Source organism: Perlucidibaca piscinae DSM 21586 (assembly GCF_000420045.1).
GTDB lineage: Bacteria > Pseudomonadota > Gammaproteobacteria > Pseudomonadales > Moraxellaceae > Perlucidibaca > Perlucidibaca piscinae.
In genome coordinates, this window is the sequence record NZ_ATUE01000007.1 from 20,407 (window position 1) to 35,346 (window position 14,940).

Consider the following 14,940-nt stretch of genomic DNA (forward strand, 5'->3'; position numbering starts at 1 on the left):
AGGCAATGAGCAAAGACAAGCTGGTCATTTTTGACACCACCCTGCGCGATGGCGAGCAAAGCCCCGGGGCATCCATGACCCTGGAGGAGAAGGTGCGCATCGGCAAGGCGCTCGAACGCCTGCGCGTGGACGTGATCGAGGCCGGCTTCGCGATTGCCTCGCCGGGTGACTTCGAGTCGGTGAAGGCGGTGGCTGCTGCCGTGCGCGAGTCCCGCATCTGCTCGCTGGCGCGTGCCCGCGCCGAGGACATCGACCGTGCAGCCGACGCGCTCAAGCCGGCCAATGCGGCGCGCATCCACACCTTCATCGCGACCTCGCCCATCCACATGAAGTACAAGCTGCGCCTGGAGCCGGATGCGGTCATCGAGAATGCCGTGCGCGCGGTCAAGTACGCACGCAACCGCGTCGAGGACGTGGAGTTCTCCTGCGAGGACGCCGGCCGCTCCGAGATCGATTTCCTGTGCCGCATCATCGAGGCCGCCATTGATGCCGGCGCCAGCACCATCAACATCCCCGACACTGTCGGCTACGCCATTCCCGGCCAGTTCGGCGACACCATCGGCCAGCTGCTGGCGCGCATTCCCAATGCCCACCGCGCGGTGTTCTCGGTGCATTGCCACAATGACCTCGGACTTGCCGTGGCCAATTCGCTGTCGGCGGTGCTGCAGGGTGCCCGCCAGGTTGAATGCACCATCAATGGCCTGGGTGAGCGTGCCGGCAATGCCTCGCTGGAAGAGGTGGTGATGGCGGTGAGAACGCGTGCCGACCTGTTCCCGGTCGAGACCACGATCTGGACGCCGGAGATCGTGCCGACCTCGCGTCTGGTGTCGTCGGTCACCGGTTTCCCGGTGCAGCCCAACAAGGCCATCGTCGGTGCCAATGCCTTCGCGCACGAGTCCGGCATCCACCAGGATGGCGTGCTCAAGCATCGCGAGACCTACGAGATCATGCGTGCCGAGGACGTCGGCTGGAATGCCAACAAGATGGTGCTGGGCAAGCACTCCGGCCGCGCCGCCTTCCGTGCCCGTCTCGACGAGCTCGGCATTCCGGTAGACAGCGACAACACCCTCAACCAGCTCTTCGTGCGCTTCAAGGAACTGGCTGACAAGAAGCACGAGATCTTCGACGAGGACATCCACGCCCTGGTCTCGGATGCCCAGCCGCAGGCCGAGGAAGTGTTCAAGCTGGTCAGCCTCGAGGTCACCTCGAAGACCGGCACCATGCCGGAAGCGCGCCTGCTGCTGTCGGTGCGCGGGGTCGACAAGCCGGTCACCGCCACCGGCTCCGGTCCTGTCGATGCCAGCTTCCGTGCCATCGAGGCGGTGGCCAACTCCGGCACCTCGCTGGAGCTGTACTCGGTCAATGCCATCACCAGCGGAACGGATTCGCAGGGCGAGGTCACCGTGCGTCTCAGCCAGGCCGGTCGCATCATCAATGGTCACGGCGCGGATACCGACATCGTGGTGGCCAGCGTCAAGGCCTATCTGAATGCGCTGAACCTGCTGCAGGCCGGCGGTGATCGCGAGCACCCGCAAGGCACGCCGATCTGATGACCGTATCGATGTCCGGGCCGGTATCTGACGCGGTGCGCACCGCCTACCTCTCGGCCATGGGTGTTCCGTTGTTCCGGGCACGCCATGTGCTGCCGGGAGCGGCGCCGTCCCGACCCGTACCGGCGGTCGATGTCGCGTTGCCAGTGACAGCGCTGACGGACGCACCGCTGCCGGATCTGCCGATGGCGCCCGTACCTGTCAGCGCAACGGCGGCGATTGCGCCGCTACCCGAGACTCTGCCTCAACGCATGCGTCCGGATCTGCCGCCAGCGGCTGCCACGACGCCGGCACCAGCGGTTTCCCTGCCGGTCCCGGCATCGGCGCCGGCTGACGCAGCCGATGCCGGCACGGTTCCGCGCTTCAGCTGTCAGCTTTTCCGCCTGGCAGAGGGGCATTGGGCACTTGTCGACCTGGATGACCATCCTGCTCTGGAGGGGCTTGAGCGTCAGCTCTGGCAGGGCATTCAGCGCGCCATGGCCTGGCAGGCGGAGGCCGTGGCCAGCGCGTTTGTCTGGCCCAGATCGGTGACGCCGAGCTCGCTCTTCCTGGCCCCGGATGCCGAGTCGGCACGCGCCGTGATGACCTCGTGGCTGCAACGCGATGTGCCCGCCGGCGAGCGACTCTGGGTGTTTGGCGACCAGCTGGCGCCATTCGTGGACCGACCGCATCGTGTCGTTCCGGCGCTGACCGCCTGCCTGCGTGATCCCGTGCGCAAGCGTCTGCTCTGGCGTCAGCTGAGCCGGGGCGACTGAGTCATGTCCGCTCTGTTGCGGCGCATGACGGCCGCAGACCTGCCCGAGGTGTTTCGCATCGAGCAGACGTCGCACCCCAGTCCCTGGCCCATGAAAGGGTTGCAGGAGTCGCTGCAGCAGCACCATGCCTATGTGCTGGTCACGGCAGCGGGCGAACTTGGCGGCTTTGCCTTCGTGCAGCGCATTCTTGACGAGGCGCATCTGCTCGACATTGCCATTGACCCATCGCTGCGCGGCCAGGGACTCGGGCGCGAGCTGCTGCGCCGGCTCATGGACGAGGAGCTGGCGGATGGCATCAGCATCTGGTTTCTCGAGGTCCGTGTCTCCAACCAGGCGGCCATCTCTCTCTACCAGTCGCTGGGCTACAACGAGCTGAGCATCCGCAGGAACTACTATGACGGTCCTGACGGCAAGGAAGATGCCCTGCTGATGGCGTGCAGCACTGGTCTCGGCTGAACCCTGATCGTCTGTCGCATGCGGGAAGTCGGCACGCTGATGCCGGTTCGCCGTATAATCCCGGCATCGCTGATCAAGGCCCCTCGAGCACTCATGTCCTTTTCCGAACAGCTGGCCGCTGAAGTCGCCCAGCGCCGCACCTTTGCCATCATCTCGCACCCCGACGCGGGCAAGACCACCATCACCGAGAAGCTGCTGCTCTGGGGCAAGGCCATTCAGGTCGCGGGCACGGTGAAGTCGCGCAAGTCCGATCGCCACGCGACCTCGGACTGGATGGAAATGGAAAAGCAGCGCGGCATTTCCATCACCACCTCGGTCATGCAGTTTCCCTACAAGGACGCCACGATCAACCTGCTTGACACCCCGGGCCACGAGGACTTCTCGGAAGACACCTACCGCACCCTGACGGCGGTCGACTCGGCACTGATGGTCATCGACGGCGCCAAGGGTGTCGAAGACCGCACCATCAAGCTCATGGATGTCTGCCGCCTGCGCGACACGCCCATCGTCTCCTTCGTGAACAAGCTTGACCGCGAGATCCGCGACCCCATCGAGCTGCTCGACGAAATCGAGTCGGTGCTGAAGATCAAGTGCGCACCCATCACCTGGCCGGTGGGCAGCGGTCGTGATTTCAAGGGTGTCTATCACCTGCTGCAGGATCGCTTCTACCTGTACCAGCCGGGCCATGGCTCCGAACTGATCGCCGACAAGGTCATCGACGGCCTCAACAACCCCGAGGCTGACGCCACCCTGGGTGACGAGGCTGCCGCGCTGCGCGACATGCTGGAGCTGGTGCAGGGCGCCAGTCATGACTTCGACCTCGAGGAGTTCCGCGCCGGGCGCATGACGCCGGTGTTCTTCGGCACCGCGCTGGGCAACTTCGGCGTCAACCACATCCTCGACGGTTTCGTGGACTGGGCCCCGACACCGCTGCCGCGCCGTACCTCGCAACGCGAGGTGCAGCCGACCGAAGAAGGATTCTCCGGTTTTGTGTTCAAGATCCAGGCCAACATGGACCCGAAGCACCGCGACCGCATCGCCTTCTTGCGCATCTGCTCCGGGCGCTACCAGAAGGGCGTGAAGATGCAGCATGTGCGCATCGGCAAGGATGTCCGCGTGGCTGACGCGCTGACCTTCCTGGCCGGCGAGCGTGCGCATCTGGAGGAGGCCTGGCCGGGCGACATCATCGGTCTGCACAACCACGGCACCATCCAGATCGGAGACACCTTCACCGAGGGCGAGAAGCTGCAGTTCCTTGGCATCCCGCACTTTGCGCCGGAAATGTTCCGCCGTGTGCGCCTCAAGGATCCGCTCAAGAGCAAGCAGCTGCAGAAGGGCCTCAAGGAGCTGTCGGAGGAGGGCGCGACCCAGGTCTTCATGCCGCAGATCAACAACGACCTCATCCTGGGGGCGGTCGGTGTGCTGCAGTTCGACGTGGTCGCCTTCCGTCTGGCCGAGGAGTACAAGGTCGAGTGCGTCTACGAGGCTGTCAATGTCTCCACGGTGCGCTGGATTCATTGTGATGACGAGCGCAAGCTGGCCGAGTTCAAGAAGAAGGCGCACGATCAGCTGTCGCTGGATGGTGGTGGCTACCTGACCTATCTGGCGCCGTCGCGCGTCAACCTGCAGCTGATGCAGGAGCGTTATCCGGATATCGTCTTTTCCCCGACACGAGAGCATTGATGACACGTTCGACCTGGTCTGCGCTGGCGTTTCCTGCAGTTCTGGCCACGATGCTGACCACCATGCTGGCCGCCTGTGACGCCCGCAAGGAGCCGGTGCCGGCTGGCACGTCCGCAGACGCGAGCGCGACGCAGATGCCGGCCGCGAGTACGCCGCGTCTGCTGGCGACGCCGGTGCATGTCGAGCTCAAGGCCGGTCAGGGCTGCACGGAGCGTTGCAGTGAGTTCAAGGCGACGTGGCTGCATTTCACGGCGGCTCCGGAGCTGCAGAAGGCCCTGATGGCAGCGGTGGCTCTGCCCGCCGATGTCAGTCCGCAGCAGGTCCTGACCCAGGCTGGTCAGCGTTTTCTCAAGGAGTCGGAAGAAGGCGGTGGCGGCTGGCAGCAGATGCTGTCGGCCAGGGTCGAGAACGGCCAGGGGCGCATCAGCATCATCGTGGTCGAGACGTATGACTACACCGGCGGTGCCCATGGCATGAGCACGGTGCGTTACCTGAACTGGGATCCCGAGCAGGGCAAGGTGCTGACGTTGGGTGACATGCTGCTGCCCGGCAAGGAGTCGGCGTTCTGGGGCGAGGCGCAGCGCGCTCATCAGCGCTGGCTGGCAGCCCGCCCGACGGATGCCCCGCTGGGTGATGGCTGGCCCTTCGTCAAGGCCGATACCCTGGCTCTGCGCCCGCAAGGGGTCGAGCTCAAGTACCTGCCGTATTCCATCGCGCCCTATTCCGAGGGCATGCCGGCGCTGATGCTCCCGTATCAGCGACTGTCCGGCATCCTCAAACCCGCCTATCTGCCAGCTGCTCCGGCACGTTGAGTCAGGGGCAGCGGCCATGTTGATTGACAGCCACTGCCATCTCGACGCTCCCGAGTTCGATGCGGATCGCAGCCAGGTGCTGCACGATGCCCGCGCGGCCGGTGTTGTCGGCGTGGTCATTCCCGGTTATGTCGCCTCGCGCTGGTCCGCCCTGCTGGCACTGACGGCTGCCCATGACCGGGTCACGCCGGAGGCGCCGCAGCTTTGGCCGGCGCTGGGGCTGCATCCGGTCCATCTGGCGCAACACGCCGACGATGATCTGCAGCAGCTCGATGCCTGGCTGACGCGCTGTCCGCAGGTTGTCGCTGTCGGCGAGATCGGGCTGGACCGCTTTCTGCCTGAGCTCACCACGCCGGCCGCCTGGGCCAGGCAGCAGTCCCTGTTCGAGCAGCAGCTGCAGCTCGCGACCCGACATGGCAAGCCTGTCATCATCCATGCCCGGCGTTGCCACGCCGAGATCGTGCGCAGCCTGAAGCGCACCGGCTTTGCCCGGGGCGGCATCCTTCATGCCTTTTCCGGCAGCATCGAGGAGGCGCAGGCCTATGTCCGTCTGGGTTTCCGCCTCGGCTTTGGCGGACCGCTGACCTATCCGCAGGCGCGGCGCTTGCGCGAGGCCGTGCAGGCCTTGCCGCTGCACAGTCTGGTGCTGGAAACGGATGCGCCTGATCTGGTGCCGGCACCCTGGCGTGATCGTCATGGCGATGGCCGGCCGCGTCAGCCGGGAGAGCGGGTGCGCAACAGCCCGGCGTATCTGCCCGCGGTGTTCGAGACGCTGTGCCAGTTGCGACCGGAGCCGGTACCTGAGTTGCGTCAGGCGCTGCGTGACAATGTCTGTTCCGCACTTGGCCTGCGGTCTGTCGGGGGAGGGTGAGGGCGCCGGCGGTCAGCCAGCGCCCTCGCGAGGCAGGGCGCCTCAGGCCACGGCCACGACCTGCTCGGCCGGTGCAACGGCGGCAAAGGTGTCCGGCGAGGCCATGTCCCAGAACATCTGGTAGACCGGATGGGCGGCCCGGTTGTCGAGCAGGTCACCCGGCTTCAGATAGGCGATCAGGGCGGATACCAGCGCCACCTCATTGATCGACAGGCGCCGTACGATGTGATGCGGGCGCAGCTGGTTGGGATGGCTGAGGCCGGCGGCACCGGTCAGCTCGGCCACCGCCTTCAAGGTGTTCTTGTGGAAGTTGTAGACGCGCGTGGCCTTGTCGGCCGGATCCAGCGCACGCTGGCGCAGCCAGCTCTGCGTTGCCACGCCGGTCGGGCAGCGTCCGGTGTGGCAGGTCTGCGCCATGATGCAGCCCAGTGCGAACATGAAGCCGCGTCCGGAGTTGCACCAGTCGGCACCCAGTGCCATGGTGCGGGCGATGTCGAACGCCGAGACAATCTTGCCGGCCGCACCGATCTTGACGCGGTCACGCAGATTGAGGCCGACCAGGGTGTTGTGGGCCAGCACCAGCCCCTCATGCATGGGCGTGCCCATGTGGTCGCTGAACTCCACCGGCGCAGCGGCGGTGCCACCCTCGGCGCCGTCGACAACGATGTAGTCGGGGGTGATGCCGGTTTTCAGCATGGCCTTGCAGATGGCGAAGAACTCCCAGGGGTGTCCGATGCAGAGCTTGAAGCCGATGGGCTTGCCGCCGGACAGCTCGCGCAGCTGTGCAATGAAGTTCATGAGCTCGACCGGCGTCGAGAACGCCGAATGGCAAGAGGGCGAGATGCAGTCGACCCAGGGCTCGACGCCGCGTGCCGCCGCGATTTCCTCGGTCACCTTGGCTGCCGGCAGGATGCCGCCATGGCCCGGCTTGGCGCCCTGGCTGAGCTTGATCTCGATCATCTTGACCTGCGGATCGCGGGCATTCTCGGCAAAGCGCTCCGGATCGAAGCGGCCATCCGGGGTGCGGCAGCCGAAATAGCCGCTGCCAATTTCCCAGATCAGGTCGCCACCGTTAAGGCGATGGTGGCTGCTGATCGAGCCTTCACCGGTGTCATGGGCAAAGTGCCCCATCTTCGCCCCCTTGTTCAGGGCCTGGATGGCGTTCGCTGACAGCGCGCCAAAGCTCATGGCCGAGATGTTGAAGATGGACAGCGAATACGGCTGCTGGCATTGGCCCTCGCCAATCATGACGCGGAAGTCGGTGTCGGTGATCTTGACCGTATGCACCGAATGGTTGATCCACTCGTAGTGCGCCTCGTAGACATCGGTCAGGGTGCCGTAGGCCTTCTTGTCGACAGCGCCCTTGGCACGCTGATAGACCAGCGAGCGCTGAGCGCGCGAGAACGGAATGGCTTCGGTGTCGGACTCAAGGAAGTACTGGCGAATTTCCGGGCGTATCGATTCGAACAGGAAGCGGAAGTGCGCCATGATCGGGTAGTTGCGGCGTATCGCCTGCTTCTTCTGGAAGAAGTCGATGCTTCCGAGCAGGGTCAGCGCTCCGAACAGCAGGCTGGGCGTCGAGCCGATCAGCGGATTCCACCACAGCAGTCCCAGTGACGCGATGAAGGCGATACCGCTGAACAGCCAGACAAAATAGCGATAGGGAATGACGTTGCGGATCCAGTGCATGTCAGGCGGTCCTCCGGGTGGCTGAAGGATTCACGCTAGCATGGCCTCTACCGCGATGCTGCCTCGCGGTGAGGTCATTAGTCTGCTTGCTGCCGCCTGTGGTCGGAGCGGGCCCGGAAAACAGGGACCCCCGCATGATGCGGGGGTCCCGGGTGCCGCCATGACTGCCGGCAAGGGCAGTGCGCTGGTGCGTTACAGCACTTCGATCGCCATCGCGGTGGCTTCGCCGCCGCCGATGCAGAGGCCGGCGACACCACGGGTCTTGCCGTGCTGCCTGAGCGCGTGGATCAGCGTCAGGATGATGCGCGAGCCGGTCGAGCCGACCGGATGGCCCAGCGCGCAGGCGCCGCCGTAGACGTTGACCTTCGCGTGCGGGATGTCGTGCTTGATCATCGCGGCCATGGTGACCATGGCGAAGGCTTCGTTGATCTCGAACAGGTCCACGCTGTCAGCCGTCCAGCCAGTCTTGGCGAACAGGTTGCTGAAGGCGCCGATCGGGGCGATGGTGAACTCGCTGGGGTGCTGCGACTGGGTGGCGTGGCCGACGATGCGGGCCAGTGGCTGGAGGCCGAGTTCACGCGCCTTGCTCTCCTTCATCAGCACCAGGGCCGAGGCGCCATCGGAGATTGACGAGGCATTGGCGGCGGTGATGGTGCCATCCTTCGCGAACGCCGGCTTCAGGGTCGGGATCTTGTCCGGGCTGGCGTTGCCCGGCTGCTCGTCGGTGTCGACCAGGACTTCGCCCTTGCGGGTCTGCACCGGCACCGGAACGATCTCGGCCTTGAAGTTGCCGTTGGCAATGGCGGCATTGGCACGACGCAGCGATTCGACAGCGAAGGCATCCATGTCGGCACGGGTCAGGCCCAGGGTGTTGGCCATGTCCTGGGCGAAGGAGCCCATCAGGCGGCCGGTCTTGGCGTCTTCGAGGCCGTCAAGGAACATGTGGTCCATGATCTGGCCATGGCCCATGCGATAGCCGCCGCGCGCCTTGGGCAGCACGTAGGGTGCGTTGGTCATGGATTCCATGCCGCCCGACACCATGATGTCGGCGCTGCCGGCGAGGATCAGGTCATGGGCCAGCATGGTGGCCTTCATGCCCGAGCCGCAGAGCTTGTTGATGGTGGTGGCGCCGGCAGCGGCCGGGATGCCGGCATCGAGAGCGGCCTGGCGTGCCGGGCCCTGCTTGAGACCGGCGGGCAGCACACAGCCCATGATGACTTCCTGCACCTGTTCAGGTGCGACACCGGCGCGGGCCAGGGCTTCGCGGATGGCGACTGCGCCGAGTTCGGTGGCAGTGACCGCGGCCAGGGCGCCCTGGAATCCGCCCATCGGGGTGCGGGCGCCGTTGACGATGACAACTGGATCGTGACTCATGGAAGGTGCTCTCCGTAAAAGGGACTGTGCCCGGCGTCAGGCGCCGTGGCACTTCTTGAATTTTTTTCCGCTGCCGCAATGGCAGGGGTCGTTGCGGCCGATCTTCAGATCGTTGACCACGGGCTTGAGCTTTTCGGACGGTCCGCTGTGCAACACCTTGCCATCCCGGAACTGCCATCCGTTGTCGCCGCGGATGAAGCCCGATACCTCATGGTGATGCTGCTTGACGCCACCCAGGGTGTAATGCGCGACGAATTCTACCAGACCTTTGCGATCCGTCTCGCCTCCGGCTTCCACCTGGAGAACCTCGAGTCCCTGCCAGTCGGCGGCTTCCGCCCAGGCCTTCATGGCGTCGATGTCGCTGTCACCCTGGCCATCGGGGTGCGTCGACTGCATGATGAAGTCAATGTTGTGCTGGGTGTAGGCGGTGTAGCGGGCGCGCATCAAGGCTTCGGCCGTCGGGGCGGACTGAGTGCCGGCGATGATCGGGGCGCAGCAGGATTCAAGCGGACGTTGCGAGCCGCAAGGGCAGGTCATGGGGAAAATCTCCAACAGTCAGACATGAAAAAGGGGTGCCGAAGCACCCCTTTTCGTGAGGCGTGAGCCTCGACCCAATTACTGGGCAGCGGCTTCAGCGGCCGGAGCAGCAGCTTCTTCAGCGGCCGGGGCAGCTTCAGCAGCCGGAGCGGCTTCAGCGGCCGGAGCAGCTTCAGCGGCCGGAGCTTCAACAGCAGCGGCTTCTTCAGCGGCCGGAGCTTCAACAGCAGCAGCTTCTTCCTTCTTGGCGCAGCCAGCAACGGCCAGGGTAGCGGCAACGGCGGCGAGCACAGCGATCTTCTTGATTTGCATGATTCAGTCTCTCTCAGGTTGGACTTGACTAGTCATATTCCGCTTGGCAACGGGTCCGGCTTCGTTTGCGGCTAAGCCCAGAGGTCATCAAGCGAAGCCATAGTAGCACCGGCCAATCCGGTTTGCACGGCGATTTTGTCAGACAGGCCGGTCAGTCATCACTTCCAGTGCAGAGCGTGGCGACCCTGCTCCGGATCGGCATAGGCAACGCCATTGCCGGCTGTCAGCGGATACTGACGCGCGCGGTGCACGGCCTGGATGACGTTGTGCAGCAGATCATCGAGAGCGCGCGGAGCTTCCGGCAGCCAGGTCGCGCCTATCTGCAGGGTGGCGGGCAGACCGGCCTGTGCACTCGCGGCGTGGAAGGCCGTGTGCAGGCGATGCGCGATGGCCTCGGCCTCCTTGTGCTGGCAATCCGGCAGGCAGAAGACGAAGCTGAGCTGATCGTAGCGCGTCAGCACATCGCAGCCGCGCAGGTGTTGCAGGCTGCAGTCGGCGAGGAGGCGTGCCAGCTGGTTGGCCTGGGTCGCGTTGCAGCGCGCTGCGGTCGGCGTCACTTCGAGATAGAGCAGGCTGAAGGGAATCAGCTGGCGATGTGCCAGAGGCCACAGAAAGCGTGCCGCGGCATACAGACTGTAGCGGGTGCCTATCCCGGTCACCGGATCATCATCCAATGTATTGAGCTGACCAAGCTGGAGCGCAAGCAGGTTCTGACGCTGTCCTGCAAACCAGAGCAGCAGCGTTGTCACCACGACCAGCATCGGCACGGCTTGGCGCCAGTCTGCCTGGATCATGCCGAGCTGCTGGCGGAATGCCAGCGCAGCGGTGGCGCCCAGCAGCGTGGCAGCAAGCCAGACCCGGTAGCGGGCAGGCAGCAGCTGTGGCAGGGCAAGGCCGGCCAGCAGCAGACTGATGCCCAGGGTGGGCGTCTCCGGGAGCGGATCGCTGGCCACCGCCAAGACAAGCAGGGACAGGTCCAGGAGCCGGACGAGCCTGCCGGTGAATGGGTCTTTCGGATGCCGATGCTCGTGCAGGGCCAGCATCAGATAGAGCAGTGCCAGACCAGCCAGGATGGCCGCGCCGGTGCGCGTGTCGTGCCAGACCGGAGATGGCAGCATCCAGGCATAGGCGGCGAGAAGGGCGCACAGCAGGATGCGCCAGCAGCCATGCTGCAGGCTCTGCCGGGCGGGTGCCAGCAGGCGTGGATCATTCATCAGGAAGGGCTGCAGAGCGTCGGAGGCGGGGGAGGGCATGACAGGCTGGTCTCACGGTTTGTGCTATGTCATCGTCACAATGAGCATGCAGCGCCAGTATACCGTTTTGTGCAGCTGACTACAGGAATCGCCATGTCGAATGATCCGGATCACCACGCCCCTTTGCGTGAAGACGTACGCCTGCTCGGGCGTCTGCTTGGCGAGTCACTGGCTGCCCAGAAGGGCCAGACATTCTTTCAGGATGTGGAGAATGCCCGGCGCTGGGCCTTGAAGGCAGTCACCGGTGATGCCGATGCGCGTACACGGCTGGACCGGCTGCTGGCTGAAAGCTCCGAGGAGACCGTGCATGACATTGCCCGGGCCTTCAGCCACTTTCTCAGTCTGGCCAACATGGCCGAGCAGCACCACCGTCTGCGCCGGCGCCGGTTGCGGGCGCAGAACAGCCCGGAGCAGATGCCTGCCGACTCCATAGAGGCCCTGCTCAGGCAGCTGCTGGCACGCGGCGTGTCCGCGCAGACAATTCGTGACCAGGTACGCCAGCTGGCGATCGACCTCGTGCTCACGGCCCACCCCACCGAGGTATCGCGGCGGACCCTGATCCAGAAGCAGGATGAGGTGGCGGCCTGCCTGCATCGTCTCGATGACGGCACTCTGGACCCCTTCGAGCGCGCCGCCGTGCATGACCAGTTGCGGCGGGTGATGATGTCGATCTGGGAGACTGACGAGATCCGCAACCAGCGGCCTACGCCGGTCGACGAGGCGCGCTGGGGCTTCACCACCGTCGAGAACAGCCTCTGGCTGGCGCTGCCGTCCTGTCTGCGCGAGCTTGACCGCGCCCTGCGCGTGACCGTGGGCGAGGGCTTGCCGCTGGAGCTGGCGCCATTGCGCATCGGCTCCTGGATGGGGGGGGACCGCGACGGCAACCCCTTTGTCACCCATGTCGTCACCCGTGAATGTATCTGGCTGGCACGCTGGATGGCGGCGGACCTGTTTCTGCGCGATGTCGATGCCCTGCGTGCCGACCTCTCGATGAATCGTTGCGGCGAGCTGCTGCGCGCCCGGGTTGGCAGTGGTTCGCGCGAGCCCTACCGGGACTGGTTGCGCCAGGTGCGCGAGCGCCTGATGCAGACGCGCGAGCATGCCAATGCCCTGCGTGCCGGCCGCGTGCCGGCTCCCGCCACCTGGGAGCCCTATCACGACAGTGCCGAGCTGCTGGCCGATCTTCGTCTCTGCCATGACGACTTGAAGTCCTGCGGACTGACCGCGATTGCCGACGGGCCATTGCTGGATACCCTGCGCCGGGTCAGTGGTTTCGGGCTGGCCCTGCTGCGCCTGGACATTCGCCAGGAGTCCGGCCGGCACGTGCAGGCGCTGTCGGCGATCACGCGCTACCTCGGTCGTGGCGATTACGGCCAGTGGAGCGAGACCGAGCGCCAGGCATTCCTGCTGGCGGAGCTGGACAATCCGCGCCCGTTCCTGCCCGAGGCGATCTTGCATGGCGACCCCGTTGCGCCGTTCGATGCCGAAACCCGCGAGGTGCTTGCAACGTTCCGCATGCTGGCCACCCAGCCGCGCGAGTCCCTGGGGGCCTATGTGATCTCGATGGCGCATCAGCCCAGCGATGTGCTCGCGGTCCTGCTGCTGCAGCTCAAGGCCGAAGTGCCGCAGCCCCTGCGTGTGGTGCCCCTGTTCGAAACCTATGACGACCTCGCGCGGGCTCCCGAGTGTCTCGATGCACTGTTGTCGCTGCCAGCCTATCGGGCCCGAATCGATGGCAGTCAGGAAGTCATGATCGGGTATTCCGACTCCGCCAAGGATGCCGGTTTTCTCGCGGCAGCCTGGGCCCAGTACCAGGCCCAGGAAGGTCTGGCTGCGGTGGCCGCGAAACATGGCGTCAAGCTGGTGCTGTTCCACGGTCGTGGCGGCACGGTCAGCCGCGGCGGCGCACCGACACGCCAGGCCCTGCGTTCGCAGCCGCCGGGGTCGGTGGCTGGTGCCCTGCGCGTGACCGAGCAGGGCGAGGTCATCCGCATGAAGTTCGGTCTGCCCGGCCTGGCGCGGCATCATCTCGAACGCTATCTGGCCGCCACCCTGGAGGCCAGTCTGGCGCCGCCACCCCAGCCCGAGCCGCACTGGCGCGACCTGATGGATCAGCTGTCGGCGACATCCATGCAAATCTACCGGCACTGGTTGCGTGCCACGCCTGACTTCATCGAGTACCTGCGCACGGTTACCCCCGAGCTCGAGCTGCAGCTGCTGCCGCTGGGCTCGCGTCCTGCCCGGCGCCAGACCGGGGGCGGCATCGAGACCCTGCGTGCGATTCCCTGGGTGTTTGCCTGGACACAGATCCGGCTCATGCTGCCGGCCTGGCTGGGTGTGGTCGAGGCACTCGAGCAGGCATTGCAGCAAGACCAGGGCGGCAGCCGGCTGCGCGAAGCCATATCACGCTGGCCCTTCCTGGCGGGTCTGATCGACATGCTGGAAATGGTGCTGGCCAAGTCGGACATGGCCATTGCCAGTCATTACGAGCAGCTGCTGGCGGAGCGTGGCGAGTTGCGCGACATGGGCGCTGCGCTGCGTGCCATGCCGGAGCGCCTGCTCGCGGTGCTGGCTGACCTGCAGTCGGGACCGGACTGGCCCAGCCGCAATCCCATCCTGGCGCAGTCGATACGTCTGCGTTCCCCGTATCTGCTGCCCTTGCATCTGCTGCAGGCCGAGCTGATGCGCCGGCGACGATTGCATCTGCGCGAGCATGGCGGCATCGCGTCGGCAGCGGGAACGCCGCATGATCACGCCATCATGGTGACCATGACCGGCATTGCCAGCGGGTTGCGCAATACCGGTTGAGGTTCAGACGCCCCCGAGAAAGCGCAGGCCGATGACGACGAGCAGCACGCCGAAGATCTGCTTCAGTCGTGCTGCCGGCAATGCATGCGCGGCGCGTGCCCCCCAGTGGGCGAGTACGAGGCTGGTGACGGCCAGTCCGAGCAGGGCGGGCCAGAAGACATAGCCGCTGCTGCCTGCCGGCAGCATGGGGTGGCCCCAGCCGGCCCAGATGAAGCCGGCCGTTCCGGCCGCCGCGATCGGGAAGCCGCAGGCGGCTGCCGTGCCGATGGCGCGCTGCATGCGTACGCCATGATGGCTGAGAAAGGGCACCATCAGACTGCCCCCCCCGATGCCGAAGATGGCCGAGGCAATGCCGATGACACTGCCGGCTGCGGCCAGGCGTGGGCCGGCGGGCAGTGGCTGGTCAAGCTGGTCGGGCTTGCGTCCTCGCCACATTTTCAGACCAGTCCAGATCGCGAAACTGCCGATCACCAGCTGCAGGATGCGCGCCGGCAGGGCATCGGCTATCCATGCCCCCACCAGGCTGCCCAGCAGGAGGCCGGGGGCCAGGCGTGCCAGCAGGCTCCAGTCCACGCTGCCATGCTGATGATGGGTGCGTATCGAGCTGGCCGAGGTCAGCAGGATGCTGGCCAGCGACGTGCCGATGGCCATGTGGGTGACCACCTCGGGCGACTCGCCCTGGGCCTGCAGAATGAGGATCAGCGCCGGCACGATGACCATGCCGCCACCGATGCCGAGCAGTCCGGCAAGAAAGCCGGCGAGGGCGCCGACCAGAGCAAACAGGGCCCAGGCTTCCGCCGGAATGTTCCACATGCTGCGCACTCCTGACACGCCAGTCTG

General features: G+C 65.6%; 13 protein-coding genes. 7 read left to right on the plus strand and 6 right to left on the minus strand.

What is annotated here, in order from left to right:
- Positions 1 to 5: 5 nt before the first annotated feature.
- The 6 genes from F595_RS0107555 to F595_RS13320 all read left to right on the plus strand — a co-directional run bounded on the left by F595_RS0107555 (position 6) and on the right by F595_RS13320 (position 6,127).
- Positions 6 to 1,550 carry a 2-isopropylmalate synthase gene (locus tag F595_RS0107555; protein ID WP_022956264.1) on the plus strand — a complete coding sequence of 515 codons (1,545 nt, stop codon included), beginning with the start codon at positions 6 to 8 and terminating at the stop codon, positions 1,548 to 1,550.
- Positions 1,550 to 2,305 carry a hypothetical protein gene (locus tag F595_RS0107560; RefSeq protein ID WP_156873841.1) on the plus strand — a complete coding sequence of 252 codons (756 nt, stop codon included), beginning with the start codon at positions 1,550 to 1,552 and terminating at the stop codon, positions 2,303 to 2,305. The genes F595_RS0107555 and F595_RS0107560 overlap by 1 nt, the downstream gene beginning before the upstream one ends.
- A gap of 3 nt (positions 2,306 to 2,308) precedes the next feature.
- On the plus strand, positions 2,309 to 2,761 hold the full coding sequence (rimI, locus tag F595_RS0107565) for a ribosomal protein S18-alanine N-acetyltransferase (protein WP_022956266.1): 453 nt from the start codon (positions 2,309 to 2,311) through the stop codon (positions 2,759 to 2,761).
- Positions 2,762 to 2,854: 93 nt separating this feature from the next.
- Entirely contained in the window at positions 2,855 to 4,444 is a 1,590-nt protein-coding gene (locus F595_RS0107570) for a peptide chain release factor 3 (protein ID WP_026913357.1), read from the plus strand.
- Positions 4,444 to 5,256 carry a DUF3298 and DUF4163 domain-containing protein gene (locus tag F595_RS14215; protein WP_022956268.1) on the plus strand — a complete coding sequence of 271 codons (813 nt, stop codon included), beginning with the start codon at positions 4,444 to 4,446 and terminating at the stop codon, positions 5,254 to 5,256. The genes F595_RS0107570 and F595_RS14215 overlap by 1 nt, the downstream gene beginning before the upstream one ends.
- Positions 5,257 to 5,272: 16 nt before the next feature.
- Entirely contained in the window at positions 5,273 to 6,127 is an 855-nt protein-coding gene (locus F595_RS13320) for a TatD family hydrolase (RefSeq protein WP_022956269.1), read from the plus strand.
- Between the two features lie 42 nt (positions 6,128 to 6,169).
- Here F595_RS13320 and F595_RS0107585 read toward each other — a convergent pair whose 3' ends face one another.
- The 5 genes from F595_RS0107585 to F595_RS0107605 form a co-directional block, all read right to left on the minus strand.
- Positions 6,170 to 7,816 (minus strand): FMN-binding glutamate synthase family protein, encoded by a 1,647-nt coding sequence (locus F595_RS0107585; RefSeq protein WP_022956270.1) that lies wholly within the window; start codon positions 7,814 to 7,816, stop codon positions 6,170 to 6,172.
- 192 nt (positions 7,817 to 8,008) lie between these two features.
- Positions 8,009 to 9,190, minus strand: a complete 1,182-nt coding sequence (locus F595_RS0107590; RefSeq protein ID WP_022956271.1) for an acetyl-CoA C-acyltransferase — start codon at positions 9,188 to 9,190, stop codon at positions 8,009 to 8,011.
- 36 nt (positions 9,191 to 9,226) lie between these two features.
- Positions 9,227 to 9,727, minus strand: a complete 501-nt coding sequence (locus F595_RS0107595) for a YchJ family protein (protein WP_022956272.1) — start codon at positions 9,725 to 9,727, stop codon at positions 9,227 to 9,229.
- 78 nt (positions 9,728 to 9,805) lie between these two features.
- Positions 9,806 to 10,039 carry a hypothetical protein gene (locus F595_RS0107600; protein ID WP_022956273.1) on the minus strand — a complete coding sequence of 78 codons (234 nt, stop codon included), beginning with the start codon at positions 10,037 to 10,039 and terminating at the stop codon, positions 9,806 to 9,808.
- Between the two features lie 158 nt (positions 10,040 to 10,197).
- Positions 10,198 to 11,292 carry a GGDEF domain-containing protein gene (locus F595_RS0107605; RefSeq protein ID WP_022956274.1) on the minus strand — a complete coding sequence of 365 codons (1,095 nt, stop codon included), beginning with the start codon at positions 11,290 to 11,292 and terminating at the stop codon, positions 10,198 to 10,200.
- Positions 11,293 to 11,385: 93 nt separating this feature from the next.
- Between F595_RS0107605 and ppc the strand changes: the two genes are divergently transcribed.
- Positions 11,386 to 14,100: a phosphoenolpyruvate carboxylase gene (gene ppc, locus F595_RS0107610; protein ID WP_022956275.1), complete on the plus strand. Its 2,715-nt coding sequence runs from the start codon at positions 11,386 to 11,388 to the stop codon at positions 14,098 to 14,100.
- A 3-nt stretch (positions 14,101 to 14,103) separates the two neighbouring features.
- On the opposite strand, the gene F595_RS0107615 is transcribed toward ppc, so the two are convergent.
- Positions 14,104 to 14,913 carry a sulfite exporter TauE/SafE family protein gene (locus F595_RS0107615; RefSeq protein WP_040568400.1) on the minus strand — a complete coding sequence of 270 codons (810 nt, stop codon included), beginning with the start codon at positions 14,911 to 14,913 and terminating at the stop codon, positions 14,104 to 14,106.
- Positions 14,914 to 14,940: the final 27 nt, after the last annotated feature.

What these genes read in the sequence shown, in the direction of transcription:
- F595_RS0107585 (WP_022956270.1), bottom strand. Translation starts at nt 7,816, where the DNA reads ATGCACTGGATCCGCAACGTCATTCCCTATCGCTATTTTGTCTGGCTG.
- F595_RS0107615 (WP_040568400.1), bottom strand. Translation starts at nt 14,913, where the DNA reads ATGTGGAACATTCCGGCGGAAGCCTGGGCCCTGTTTGCTCTGGTCGGC.
- F595_RS0107600 (WP_022956273.1), bottom strand. Translation starts at nt 10,039, where the DNA reads ATGCAAATCAAGAAGATCGCTGTGCTCGCCGCCGTTGCCGCTACCCTG.
- F595_RS0107570 (WP_026913357.1), top strand. Translation starts at nt 2,855, where the DNA reads ATGTCCTTTTCCGAACAGCTGGCCGCTGAAGTCGCCCAGCGCCGCACC.
- F595_RS0107605 (WP_022956274.1), bottom strand. Translation starts at nt 11,292, where the DNA reads ATGCCCTCCCCCGCCTCCGACGCTCTGCAGCCCTTCCTGATGAATGAT.
- F595_RS0107560 (WP_156873841.1), top strand. Translation starts at nt 1,550, where the DNA reads ATGACCGTATCGATGTCCGGGCCGGTATCTGACGCGGTGCGCACCGCC.
- F595_RS14215 (WP_022956268.1), top strand. Translation starts at nt 4,444, where the DNA reads ATGACACGTTCGACCTGGTCTGCGCTGGCGTTTCCTGCAGTTCTGGCC.
- F595_RS0107555 (WP_022956264.1), top strand. Translation starts at nt 6, where the DNA reads ATGAGCAAAGACAAGCTGGTCATTTTTGACACCACCCTGCGCGATGGC.
- F595_RS13320 (WP_022956269.1), top strand. Translation starts at nt 5,273, where the DNA reads ATGTTGATTGACAGCCACTGCCATCTCGACGCTCCCGAGTTCGATGCG.
- rimI (WP_022956266.1), top strand. Translation starts at nt 2,309, where the DNA reads ATGTCCGCTCTGTTGCGGCGCATGACGGCCGCAGACCTGCCCGAGGTG.
- F595_RS0107595 (WP_022956272.1), bottom strand. Translation starts at nt 9,727, where the DNA reads ATGACCTGCCCTTGCGGCTCGCAACGTCCGCTTGAATCCTGCTGCGCC.
- F595_RS0107590 (WP_022956271.1), bottom strand. Translation starts at nt 9,190, where the DNA reads ATGAGTCACGATCCAGTTGTCATCGTCAACGGCGCCCGCACCCCGATG.
- ppc (WP_022956275.1), top strand. Translation starts at nt 11,386, where the DNA reads ATGTCGAATGATCCGGATCACCACGCCCCTTTGCGTGAAGACGTACGC.